The sequence below is a fragment of the Vicinamibacterales bacterium genome, from assembly GCA_035699745.1.
Taxonomy (GTDB): domain Bacteria; phylum Acidobacteriota; class Vicinamibacteria; order Vicinamibacterales; family 2-12-FULL-66-21; genus JAICSD01.
Window position 1 is genome coordinate 44,050 of record DASSPH010000108.1, and the last position, 12,392, is coordinate 56,441.

Annotated in this window: 10 protein-coding genes; 2 read left to right on the plus strand and 8 right to left on the minus strand. The window is 68.7% G+C overall.

The window, feature by feature from the left end:
* Positions 1 to 21: 21 nt before the first annotated feature.
* Positions 22 to 1,617: an AarF/UbiB family protein gene (locus VFK57_25350; GenBank protein ID HET7699070.1), complete on the plus strand. Its 1,596-nt coding sequence runs from the start codon at positions 22 to 24 to the stop codon at positions 1,615 to 1,617.
* Positions 1,618 to 1,721: 104 nt separating this feature from the next.
* Complete coding sequence (locus tag VFK57_25355; GenBank protein HET7699071.1) at positions 1,722 to 2,546, plus strand: hypothetical protein; 825 nt, start codon at positions 1,722 to 1,724, stop codon at positions 2,544 to 2,546.
* Here VFK57_25355 and VFK57_25360 read toward each other — a convergent pair.
* Genes VFK57_25360 through VFK57_25395 form a run of 8 tightly spaced genes read right to left on the minus strand, consistent with a single transcriptional unit; the run spans position 2,503 to position 12,248 of the window.
* Positions 2,503 to 3,549: an NAD-dependent epimerase/dehydratase family protein gene (locus tag VFK57_25360; GenBank protein HET7699072.1), complete on the minus strand. Its 1,047-nt coding sequence runs from the start codon at positions 3,547 to 3,549 to the stop codon at positions 2,503 to 2,505. The two genes, VFK57_25355 and VFK57_25360, sit on opposite strands and share 44 nt — an antisense overlap.
* A gap of 6 nt (positions 3,550 to 3,555) precedes the next feature.
* Positions 3,556 to 4,965, minus strand: coding sequence for an aspartate aminotransferase family protein (locus VFK57_25365; GenBank protein HET7699073.1), 1,410 nt, complete (start codon positions 4,963 to 4,965; stop codon positions 3,556 to 3,558).
* 8 nt (positions 4,966 to 4,973) lie between these two features.
* The gene (locus VFK57_25370; protein HET7699074.1) at positions 4,974 to 5,813 is read right to left on the minus strand and encodes an alpha/beta fold hydrolase; all 840 of its coding nucleotides are present in this window, start codon (positions 5,811 to 5,813) and stop codon (positions 4,974 to 4,976) included.
* The gene (locus VFK57_25375; protein ID HET7699075.1) at positions 5,810 to 6,955 is read right to left on the minus strand and encodes an enolase C-terminal domain-like protein; all 1,146 of its coding nucleotides are present in this window, start codon (positions 6,953 to 6,955) and stop codon (positions 5,810 to 5,812) included. Before VFK57_25375 ends, VFK57_25370 begins: the two co-directional genes overlap by 4 nt.
* Positions 6,946 to 8,658, minus strand: coding sequence for a GH3 auxin-responsive promoter family protein (locus VFK57_25380; protein HET7699076.1), 1,713 nt, complete (start codon positions 8,656 to 8,658; stop codon positions 6,946 to 6,948). The genes VFK57_25375 and VFK57_25380 overlap by 10 nt, the downstream gene beginning before the upstream one ends.
* On the minus strand, positions 8,655 to 10,082 hold the full coding sequence (locus tag VFK57_25385; protein HET7699077.1) for an alanine racemase: 1,428 nt from the start codon (positions 10,080 to 10,082) through the stop codon (positions 8,655 to 8,657). Before VFK57_25385 ends, VFK57_25380 begins: the two co-directional genes overlap by 4 nt.
* Positions 10,045 to 11,178, minus strand: a complete 1,134-nt coding sequence (locus VFK57_25390; GenBank protein HET7699078.1) for a GNAT family N-acetyltransferase — start codon at positions 11,176 to 11,178, stop codon at positions 10,045 to 10,047. The genes VFK57_25385 and VFK57_25390 overlap by 38 nt, the downstream gene beginning before the upstream one ends.
* Before the next feature lie 2 nt (positions 11,179 to 11,180).
* Positions 11,181 to 12,248, minus strand: a complete 1,068-nt coding sequence (locus VFK57_25395) for a hypothetical protein (GenBank protein ID HET7699079.1) — start codon at positions 12,246 to 12,248, stop codon at positions 11,181 to 11,183.
* Between the last annotated feature and the right edge of the window lie 144 nt (positions 12,249 to 12,392).

Here is a 12,392-nt window from a genome sequence, read left to right on the forward strand (position 1 = left end):
GCTTACAATGCGGCCATCGTCATGCCGGGCACATCCACCAGCGAGCGCGGCACCGAACCCCGGCGGCGCCGACCGGGGATGATGAGTCCCGCCCGCCTGCACGCGCTCCTGCTCCGGCAAGGACCGACCTTCGTCAAGATTGGCCAGTTCCTCGCGCTGCGCCCCGACATCCTGCCCAAAGAATACTGCGACGAGCTGTTGAAGCTCGTCGATCGGGTGCCGCCGTTTCCGTCCGCGGCCGCCACGACGATCATCGCCGCGGACCTCGGTCGCTCGATCGAGGAGCTGTTCGACTGGTTCAACCCGCAGCCGATCGCGGCCGGGTCACTGGCGCAGGTTCACGAGGCCGTACTGGCCGACGGGCGCCGCGTGGCGGTCAAGGTCCAGCGGCCGCAGATCCGCGAACGGGTCGAGCGGGATCTGCGCCGGCTGGGACGCCTGGTGCGCCTCCTCCGCCTCGCCGGAGTCGTCACCGTCGTCGACAGCGCCGATCTGCTCGCGGAGCTGCGGCGATGGATGGGGGACGAGCTCGACATGCGCCGCGAGCTGGCCAACGTCGAGCGGCTGTATCGATTGAACGCGGACAATCCGCGGTTGCGGATTCCAGCGGCGTTCCCGAACCTCTCAGGCGATCGGGTCGTCACCACTGAGTTCCTCCCCGGCGTTCCGTTCAGCGAACTGCTGCAGCACATCAACCGGGGCGACGCCAACGCCGTCGCGGCTCTGGGATTCTCGCGCGAGCAGCTCAGCGAGAACCTGCTCTGGAGCGTGCTGCAACAGATCTTCCGCAACGAATTCTTTCACGCCGATACCCACCCCGGAAACCTGCTCGCGCTGCCCGGCGACGTCGTCGGGTTCGTCGATTTCGGCTTCGCGGAAACCATCGACCCCACCGTGCGGGCCAAGCACGTCCAGTATCTGGCGGCGCTCTACCTCGGCGAACCGGAGACGGTGTATCGCGGCGTGCTCGAGATCCTCGAGCTCACCCCGCAAAGCGACGTCGACGGCTTCCGTCGCGACTTCATGGCGCTGACCCGCGCGTGGAACCGCGACAAGGATCTCCCCCTCGAGCGCCCCGGCGCGCACTCGCCGTTGTCCGCGTACATGGTCGGGCTCATGCGGTCGGCCCGCGATCGGCGGCTGGGCGTCCCGCCCGAGGTGTTGTCGATGTACCGCAGCCTGCTGACGGGGGAGACCGTTGCGCACCAGCTGGGGGGCAGCGCCGATCTCCGCTCCGTCGGCGCGGCGTTCTTCGCGTCGCTGCAGTACGACCAGCTGTTTCAGTTGATCCAGCCGGCGGCGTACCAGGCGCTGTTTCTCGACGTGCTCGGGCTGCTGCGCCACGGACCGGGCGACCTGCAGCGGATTCTCTCGGACCTCGCCGCCGAACGGCTCACGCTCCACGTCAAGACGGAAGAGGAACGTGAGGATCGACGGCAGGCCAACGCCCGCTCGGGCCTGATCAGCGCGGCGGTGATCTTTCTGGGACTCGCGGTGCTCGTGAGCGGCGGCGACGACGTGCGATTGTTCGCGCAGGTCCGGCTCGCGCACGTGCTGTGGGCGGCGATGGGTCTCGCGGCGGCTTTCCTGCTGATTCTCTGGAGGCGGTTGTCATGATGTTCGGGTGCTTCCCCTGGCATTCAATGAGCGCATGGCCACCGCCGCCGCTGCCCGTCGTCGAAGTGGCGGCAGGCCGTCCACCCCGCTATCCACCGACGCTGGTGCTGTGGCGGCTGAAGCGCGCGTTCGAGAGCGCCGCCGGCCACCCGGTCGAGGGCGGACTGGTCGCGCTGCTGCGTCGCCTGGGCGATCTCGACGAACCGGTCCGGTCGTCGATCCTGAACGCCGTGCGGACGCTCGAAATGCTGGTCCAGGCCGCGGAACAGCGCCATGCGGGTGAGCGCGGGCGCGGCGCCGACAAGAAGCGCGAAGTCGTGGCCGCCGCGACGCGGTTGATCGGCCAGCCCTTTCCTGACGTGATCCACGGCGCCGATCCCGGGCTGCGCCGGATCGTCGAAGCGTTCTGCGGCATGGTCGTCGATCTGATTGTGGGTCTATTGAACGCGAACGGGCTGTGGACGATCCCTCCTGCCGCCCCCGCACCCGTGTCCGTCGTCACGCGCTTTCTGCGCTGGCTGCTCGGGTGGATGATTCGCGCCCTATCGTTCCTGCTGGCTCTGGCCGTCCGGGCCCGTCTGCGCCTCGCCGGCTTCGATGACGAACTGCTCCGCGGAATTCCAGCGGAACTCGTGCGCGCGCTGCAACGGTCGCTGACTGCGCTCCGCGCGATGCTCGCCGAACTCTCCGCGCATCAGCGCGAGCTGGCCGGCTTCATCCAGGCGGTAGCGGTCGCCGTTCAGGAGGCGGAAACGTGGGTGGGAACGCCCGGCATCGAAAAACAGGCGCACGCGAGGCGGCTGATCGCGCTGTTCCTGCACGAACTCCGTGTGCCGGCGCCGGCACCGCTGATCGAAATCGCGATCGACGCCGTTGTGGACATCTTCAACCGGCGGGGCTTCTTCGTTCACCGCAGCCTGACGGCATAGCCGGGCGCCGTCCGGTCGCGGACGACCACCACGCATAAACGTCCTCGATGGCGACGCGCAGCGGCGTCTGCGACAGCCCGAGCTCGCGAACGGCCTTCGCCTGATCGTAGTAGACGCGTCGTGTCAGCAGCGGTACCGATTCCCACGTCAGGAGCGAACACGTCATGGGGTCGCGGCGCAGCGCGTTCATCAGACTGTTGGCGGCACCAGCAAGGCGCAGCAGCGGCTGCGGCGCGAGCCCGTGCGGCGGCCTGCCGCCGACGACGTCCGCGATGAGCGTCACGAGCTCGCGATAGGTGACGTTCACCGTGTTCAGGACGTAGCGTTCACCAATCCTCCCGCGCGCCATCGCACGCAGGTGGCCGTCGACCATGTCGCGTTCGGTCACGATGGCAACGCCGCCGGAGGGCACGAACGGGAGGCGCCGGCGCGCGACCGCGGCAACCACGCCGCCCCAGCTCACGCGCACGTCTCCGCCCGGCGCCATGACGGCGGTCGGATTCACGATCACGGCGGGAAGGCCGCGCGCCACGTACTCCAGCAGCGCTTCTTCGGCCTTGCGCTTCGAGTGCATGTAGCTGAAGTCGAACCGGTCGCCGTTGTACGTGAATTGCTCGGTCGCGATCGTTCCGTCGTCAGGAATGCCGACGGTGGAGGACGACGAGGTGTAGACCAGGCGCTCGACGCCGTGAGCCAGCGCCGCCGCCGCCAGGGTGGCGGTGCCCGCGACGTTCACGTCGAACATCTGGCGCCGCAGCCGGTTCAGCGGGACGGCGATGCCCGCCAGATGGTAGACGTGCGTCACGCCTTTCAATGCCGCGCGGACGGCTTCGGCACGGCGAATGTCGCCCACTCGCCAGTCGATCCGGTCCGCCAGCGGCGCCAGCGCCGCCGGCGGCGGCGTCGACGGCAGCCGCAGCGCCGCGATTCGAGTGCCGTCCGCGACCAACGCCCTGACGATGGCCGAACCGAGGCACCCGGTTGCGCCGGTGACGAGAATCATGATCCGCTACGCTCCCGCCTGCGATCGGACCAGGCGCGGCACGACGTCGAGCAGCACCTGGTCATAGCGCCCGACCGACGCACAGATCTGATCGAGGGCTTCGACGAAATAGTCGATCTGCTGCCGCGTCACCGCCAGCACGGGATAGACACGAAGCAGGTATTCGTCGGTCAGGCTCGGCGGCACGATGATCCGATGCTCGTTGAGCAGGCGCGACGCCAGATACGCGGTGACGATCTTCGGCGAGATGGCATCGATGAGCACATGGGACAGGCCGCTCAGCGGGTTCCAGCTCGCCAGATCGAAGACGATGCCGATCATCAGTCCACGGCCGCGCACCTCCTTGATGCAGTGGTGGCGGGACTTCAGTTCCGCGAGGCGCGCGAAGAAGTACCGTCCCTGCTCGGCCGCGCGCTCGGGAAGCCGCTCCTCGAGGATGGCTTCGAGCGCGGCCAGACCGGCGACGCACGCGAGCGTGTTGCCGCTGAACGTCGAGCCGTGCAGGACGAAGCGCTTCAACGTGCCGTAGGCCTTGGTCCAGAGACGCTCCGACGTCGTGATCGCCGACAGCGGCATCAGGCCGCCGCCGAGCGACTTCGAGGTCAGCAGCACGTCAGGCACAGCGCCGACGTGCTCGAAGGCGAACAACCGTCCGGTTCTGCCGAATCCGGTCTGGACCTCGTCGAAGACGAGGAGCGTGCCGTGGCGCGAACACAGCTCGCGCGCGCGTGTGAGGTAGCTGTCCGCGGGCACGTGGACGCCGCCTTGCCCTTGAATCGGCTCGAGAACGAGGGCGGCGACGTCGCCGCGGGCGAGGCGCCGCTCGATCGCCGACGTGTCACCGAATGGGAGCTGCTCGGCTCCGGGCAGCAGCGGCTCGAACGGCTGAGTGTATTGGGGCATCCCGGTGAGCGACAGCGCGCCCAGCGTACGCCCGTGGTAGGCGTTGCACGTCGACACGATGGCGCGGCGGCCGGTGGCGAGGCGAGCCAGCTTGATCGCCGCCTCCACCGCCTCCGACCCGCTGTTCTGGAAGTACGAGACGCTGAGCTCCTGCGGCAGCACCGCGGCGAGATTGTGCGCCAGTGCCGCTTCATAGGCGGACGGCGACAGCTGATGGATCATCGGCAGGCTGCCGTCGAGCGCCTCGCGAAGGGCGGCCACCACTCGGGGATGGTTGTGGCCAAGGTTGAGGCAGCCGAAGCCGTTGAAGAAATCGTGGTAGCGCTCACCGGCGTCGTCCCACAAGTACATGCCTTCGGCGCGCACATAGCGCCGCAGCAGCTTCAGCGGCTCCGCGGATCGCGGAAAGATGCTGTTGATGTGCGCCGCATGGAGATCCGTGGTGCGGCGCGCGGACAGTGCGGCCACCTCGGCCAGGGGAATGGGCAGGGACTCCGTGGTGTTGATGGGCATGCTCTGCCTCACGAGGATGAATGCGACGCGATCCAGCCGGCGACGTCCGCGGCGATCGGGTAGCGGTCGCATTCGAACATCAAGGCGTGTTCCGCATCGGCGTAGACGCGTTCGGCGTACAGTCCTTCCGACAACGCTCCGCGAAGCAGCTGACGGTTGCGCGCGTTGTCGCAGATGGCATCCTGGCCGGCGATCAGATGCAGTACTGGCGTGCGCAACCGCGCCGCGTGCCGCGCGAAGGTGCGCTCGAGGATCCATGAGTGCATCAGGAGTCGCGCGGTCACCCTGGACAGTCGGCGTGGATCCGCCCGGATGTAGGCGAGCGCCGCCGCGCGTGTGGTGAAGCACTCGTCGTGCGTCACCGGCGTGGGCACCTGCGCGGCGGGCCGGCACAGCGCGCCGGCCAGCACCGCGGCGCGCCGCCACGCCGGGTAGGGATCGCGCAGGCAGAGTCCCGGCGCCATCACGATCAGTCCATGCGACTCGGCGGGGCAGGTGACGGCCTGCGCCAGCGCCCAGCGAGCGCCCCAGGAGAAACCGAGCACGAACGTCGGCAGCGAGGGCGTCACCTCGCAGAGGACCGTGCGCAGCTGCGCGAACAGACCGCGCGTTCCTGTCAGATCGCCGCGGCGTCCGTCGCTGCGGCCGGCGCCGGCCCGATCCACCGCGACGACCGCGTAGCCGAACGCCGCGAGCCGCGCACCAAAGTCGTCGAACCAGCCGCTGTGGCTTTCGAGTCCGTGCAGCAGAACGACCCGCGCCCGCGGCGTACCGTTGTTCCAGAGCTGGTAATAGAGCCGCGCTCCGGGCGCGCCGAGATATCCCGCCGTCGCGGCCGCCGCCGTCATTGCGGCTGCTCCTGCAGGAACTGACGCGCATCGGCACGCGCATGGCGCGCGACGCGTGACGCGACGACGGCAACGCCGAGTCCCGCGCCGGGCAGCCGAGTGGCGGCGCCGTTCCTCCCGAAGCGAACCGACGGATCGGTAATGTCCTCCGACAGCAGCAGGTCGCCAAACGATCCTTCCGTCGTCCCCGGTTCGGTCATCAGCGCCAGCTGCCGTCCGGCGGCCGCGAGGATGCCGGTCTCACCGACCAGGGCGCCGACGTGATAGCGCAGGCCGCGCTCACGCGCGAAATCGTAGAGCCGAAGCGCGTTGCGCAGCCCGCCGACTTTGCTGACGCGAACGCTGAAGCCGTGGCCGAGATGGTTTGCGCAGGCGTCTTCCGCCTCGGCGATCGAACAGACCGATTCGTCGAGCACCACGGGAATCGCCGAGCGCGCCGCCACCGCCGCGGCGCCGGCGCGATCCCCGCGGGCGGTCGGCTGCTCGACGAAGGCAACGTTGAACGGCTGCATCTGGGCGATCGCGCTCAGCGCCTCGTCGGCCCGCCAGGCGCCGTTCGCGTCGACGCCGAGTACCGCGTCGGGGCCGAGCACGGCGCGGCAGTCGGCGAGCGCGGCGAGATCGGCCGCGCCGAAACCCACTTTGAGTTTCGCCGTGCCCAGCCCTGCGTCGCGCAGGCGGCGCAGCAGCAGACGCCGTGCCGTCCGGTTCATCCGGCCGACGACTCCGGCATACGTGGCGGTCTCGCGCTCCTGGCGCCCGAAGATCTCGCTGGCCCTGACGCCGAATGCCTTGCCGAACGCGTCGATCACCGCCAGTTCGACCAGACATCCGGCGGCTCCGCCGGCGTCCAGCGCGCCTCGATCGCTTCTCGTGATCAGCTCGGCGAGCGCGTCGCGATCGCGAAGGTCGAGCGCCGCGAGAAACGGCCGGCCTTCCCTGAAGAACCACTCCGCCACGGCGTCGGCGGTTTCCCCGGTCACGTACGAACGGGCCAGGCATTCGCCGTATCCGACGGTGCCGTTCTGAAGCGTGAGCTTCAGGATCAGGTTGTCGGAGCGCTGCCGCGTCGCGGCCGCGTGGGCAAACGAGAAGCGGAACGGGATGGCGAGCCGGACCAGCTCCGCGGCGACTACCCGCATACAGGTGATCGGGTGTCGAACGCCGCCACCGTCTCGTGGAACAGGGCGTCCGGGTTCAGGTGCTTGAACTTGATCTGCGCATCCCGTTTCGTACGGTGTGTCGCCTCGCGATACTGCTCGAAGAACCCCGGCGGCAGGAACACCACCTGTGTCGACGCCAGCCGACGCGATTTCCGCTTGCCCTCGAACTCGACGTTCAGGCGCGACAGCTCGGCATCGATCGCACCGGCCAGCAGGTTCGCCGGCACGGACGTCCCTGACGCGGGGCCTTCTACCATCACGCGATAGTGCGGCGGCTCCCCGAAGATCGGCAGCGCCGTGAAGAAGGTGGGGGTCACCCCGTGGGCCGACGTCGCGGCGGTCACGGCAGCGATGATCTGCGCTTCCGTCAGCTTTTCGCCGGTGAACGAGTAGCTGTTCGTCCCCTTCTGCACGAAGCGCAGCGCCGGCGTCCGGTTGACGAAGCCGCGGACCTCGACGATGTCGTCGATGTGATAGCGGTAGAGGCCGCCCGACGTGGTCATCACGATGAAGTAGCGATGGCCTTCCTCGAGCTCGTCGCACAGCCGCAGGGGACCGGCGCTGCCCACGGCGCCGTCGATCTCGTCCACGTCGCAGAACTCGAACAGGTGGCCGGTGATGGCGAGCACCTCGTCGCCGGCGCCGGCGAGACGGAACGTGCCGAGCCCCTCGCTCGCGGCGTAACCGAGGTTGTACACCGGCACGTCGCCGAGCGACGCTTCCAGCGCCGGCAGATACAGGGCCGCCGACGCGTCCCGCCAGCAGACTACGGCGCGCAGGCGCGGCCAGACGCGGACCGGCGGAAGCGTGCCGCCGTCGGCGTCGCGAATGCGCGCGAGTTCACGCGCGCGCTGCGGATTCGGGCGGAGGCGGCTCGCGAGGCGCCGGCGAACGTCCGGATCGATCGGCGCGGGGGCGGTGATGCGCCCGTCCGCGATGTCCTGGATCAGCGACTCGGCGTGCTGATTCAGCTCCTTGAGCAGCAGTCCGAGCGTGCTCGGATTGGCCATCAGAATCACCCGCAGGTCGCGCTCGACCGCCATGCGCAGGATGACGTAGTACTTGGCCGCAAAGTCCTTGATCGTGAAGGCGTCGTAGGGAACGGCGTAGAGCGTGCGGACGAGCGCGTTCTGACTGAGATACGTGAGGCCGGACGCCGCTCCGTACGGCACCCCCGCCGCCGTCCAGCCCTCGATCGCCGGACTGACCATCGACAGGATGCCGCCCGGCCGGAAGATGTCGGGATGCTGCCGGTACAGATAGTAGAACTGCAGCGGCGTGGCGTACTCGCGGCGAAACGATCGCGTCACCGGCACGTACTTCGGTTCGTTCGTCGACCCGCTCGTCAGCAGGTACTGATACGGCCGCTCGGCGGTGAGCACCCCTGGAGCGCCGTCCATCATCTTCTTGATGTGCGGCCGCACCTGATCGTAGGTCACGATCGGCACGCGCGTCTGGAAGTCGGCGATGGTCCTGATCGACGAGAAGCCGTAGCGGACGCCGTATTCGGTGGCGGCGTTCGTTCGCAGGATGCGGTGCAGCCGTGCCGCCTGCGCGGCGCGCGGATCCGCGGTCGCGGCAACGAACCGGCGATGCTGCGCGCCCACGGTGATCAGCATCATCCGGCGCATCGTTTCCGTCGTGGCGGCCAGCGCATGCCGTTTGACGATCGACGGTGTCATGTGCCCACCTCCACCTGAATGGCTTCGCGTGCCAGCATGTCGTCGTACGTCTCGCGCCGGCGCACCAGGGTCGGCCTGCCGGCGGCGACGGCGACGACCGCCGCGCGCGGAAAGCCGAAGTTGCCTTCGAACGGCAGGAAGTAGGCGCCGGCATCCATGATGGCCAGCACGTCTCCCTCGCTCAGCGGCGGCAGCCGGCGGTCGCGCGAGACGACGTCCGCCGCGTGACAGCCGGGACCGATCACGTCGACCGGCGGACCCGCCGGCGCGAGCGGCTGACGGCACGACAACATCGCGTGATACTCGTAGAACGTCGGGAAATTGACCGTCATCTGCCCGCCGTCGGTGACGATCCACCGCCGGAGTCCGACCCGCTGCTTGGTGCGGAGCACGCGCAGCAGCAGCAGCTGATTCGGGCCGGTCAGGCACCGCCCCGGCTCCAGGACCAGCGTTGGCAGCGGCAGGGACCGTCGCCGGCAGTGGTCGACGATTGCACGCGTGATCACGGTGGCGAAATCCTCGAATGCGGCGACCCCGTCCGGCGGCGCGAGACGCGGCAGCCGGTGGCGGACGTGGTAGCGCAGGAACTCGAGCGCCGAGAACTCGCGCACCATCGGCGATCCGAACCCGCCGCCGACGTCGAGGCAGGCGATTGGCGCACCGGTCTCGCGCGCGATCCGCGCCGCGGTCTCGCAGAGCCGGGCGCAGGCCGGCGCGTAATCCGCTGCCTGTCGAATGCCGCTGCCGATGTGCATGTGCAGACCGCGGAACTCGAGGTGGCGCTGGCGCAGGCAGAAGCGGACCGCCGCGGTCAACTCCTCGCCGCGCCACTCCATGCCGAAGACGCTGCGGCGTGAACCGGTCGCCGTTCCCGGGTTCATGCCGCGCGGCACGCAGTCCACGTTGACGCGCAGCAGCACACCGATCCGGCGCCCGGCCTCCGAGGCGATCGCCGCCAGATCGTGCAGCTCGATCGGCGAGTCGACTATCACCAGATGCACGTCGGCCTCGACGCAGTCTTCGAGCAGCTCGCGCGTCTTGGCCGGACCGTTGACGATGATCTGTTCAGGCGGGTAGCCGGCGGCGCGCGCCAGGCGCAGCTCGAACGACGTGAACACCTCGACCCGCAGTCCGGCGGCGCGCGCGAGCTCCAGCACGCCGCAGACGGCGTTCGCCTTCGCCGCCAGATACACTTCGACGGGCCCGGGATAGCGGGAGGTGAACGCCTCGCCGAACGCCCGCGCGTCGCGATCGAATCGCGCCGCGTTCACGACGTGCAGCGGGGTCCCGAAGCGATCGGCGAGCGCCACCGCGCGCACGCCGTCGACGGCGAGTTCGCCGTCGGCGTCGACGTCGACGCCCCATTGCGCGCGCAGCGTCGCCGCGTCAACGCGCAGCGGCGAGCGCTTTCCGATAAATGCCATAACGCTTGTCCGGCCGCGAACGCCGAAAGCGCCGAATGCCCGACAGCATCGCGCCGTTCTGCTCGTCGACCCACGTCGAGTGGAACCGCTCGTAGCCGGCGCCGAGCCCCTGCTTCAGCAGCTCGCCAAGGAGCACGCGTGACAGGCCCAGGCCGTGCGCCTCGCGGCGGGCGCCAATCAGCACGATCACCGCGGAGCGGATCGAGCGCAGCACCGCCCTGCGTTTCAGCAGCATCGGCAGCGTGATCCGGCCGCGGTACCGCAGCAGCACCTCGTTGAAATTCGGGAGCGCGAGCACGAAGCCGACCGGCGCGCCGTCCCGCTCGGCGATCAGCACCAGCCGCGGATCGACGATGGCCTCGAGCGCGGCGGTCTGGAACCTGAACACCTCGTCTTCGATCGGCACCACGTCGCGATTGCGGCTGAACGCATCGTTGAACAGGGCGAGCAGGCGCGTGCGCTCCGCGTCCAGGCGGCTGCGGTCCAGCGGTCGAACCGTGAGGCCGTGGGCGCGGGCGACCCGTCTGCCTTGCTCGATCAGCGCTCCGGTCCGGTCTCGCAGGGCGTCGACCTCGCCGGAGAACGTCTGGATCGTGAACGACCGCTCGTACCCCGCGTCGCGGATCAACCGCTCGTAATACGGCGGGTTGTAGGTCTGCAGCAGCGCGGGCGGGCCGTCGAAGCCCTCGACCAGCAGCCCGGCCTCCTGCGTCGGGCAGTACGAGTACGGTCCGGCCACCGTGTCGAGACCTCGCGCCGCGGCCCACTCCTCCACGGTACTCAGCAGCGCGCCGGCCACCTCGCCGTCGGGGACCGACTCGAAGAACCCGAAGAACGCGTGCCGCCGATCGAGGCAGCGGTTGTAGGCGTGATGCACGCATGCAGCAACGCGCCCGACCGCCCGGCCCCGCGCGTCGACCGCGAGGAAATGTTCGATCTCGGCGACGCGGAAGAACGGATTCCGACGGCGATCGAACGTCTCCGCCAGCTCCGGCCGGTACGGCGGCACCCAGCAGGGATCGCCGGCGTAGAGCTTCGCCGGCAGGTCGATGAACTCGCGCAACAGTCCGGGCGACGACGCAGAGACGACCGGCATGGCTAGGCCGGACGTGCATCCGTCAGCCCCAGACCGACCTTCAGATCGGCGTTCGTCCCCGGTTTCCAGATCAGACCGTCGAAGTAGAAGTGGTGCAGGACAATGATCAACGGGATCAGTCCGTCGGCAAACAGCTCGAGGACGGCACACACGCCGCCGAGGACCAGCATGAACGCCACGTACATCGGCAACGCTTCCCGCCGCGACAGGTACGCCAGCACCCTGGCCGATCGATCGTCGCCGCCGACGACGGTGCGGCGATGGTTGTACGACCAGCAGATGGCGTGGTACTGCAGGCTGTGGACGGACGACGCGATGAGAATGGTCGCGTAGAGGTTCGAGACGAACAGATACGCCACGTTGTAGGACACGACCGCCAGCGCGAGATTCGCGGCGGCGCCGGCCGCCATCGTCGGCTGCCCGCGGCGGGCCCGCAGCCACTGTTCCCTCAGCAGCAGCACCGTACACCCGGCCAGCAACGCGTACGCGAGGATCACGACGGGCCCCGACACCGGCGGCGTGGGAATGGTGAGGTTCGAGAACGGCAGCCGCCGGCCGAGGATGATGTACTCGTCGAACTGGAGCCCGGTCAGGAAGATGCGCGCCAGGATCGGGCTCACGCATCCGAGCCACAACGTATAGTCGGCCAGCGGCGAGGGGCTCCGGTAGCCATTCTTGGCGTTGTAGATGCGTGTGATCCCGATGTGCTGCTTCAGCACGTGGAACGGCTGCCAGTAGATCCACACCGCGATGAGCAGGACCACTTCTCCCGCGGCATAGAGGTAGGTCGCACAGGCCGCGATCAGCGCCAGGCTGGTCAGGAAGCCGCGGCCATACACCTTGGCTTCCCGCGCGTCCATCCAGATACGGACGTAGGTCTGCATCACGTGCGGGAAATCGAGAACGATGGCGAACCCGACGGCGAGCACAGCGAAGCCAGAACCGAGCGCGACGAGCGCGAAACAGAGCGCCGACACGAGCACCGCGCCAATCAGCACGAAGACGATGTCGAAGCGCTTGTTGACGAGCCATCGGGGATCGAGAACGGAAGGCGTGGCGGAGAGCGACATAACGTACTCCAGTGAATCCAGCAGTGCGCTCGGAGCAGTCCGTCGTGAGTAGACGCGGATTCTGCGCTTGCCGTACGACGCATGTCAATGGTGAATCGAACGTGCGGGAGAAAAGATCGGAGCCGATGCGACTCGATCGTGCGA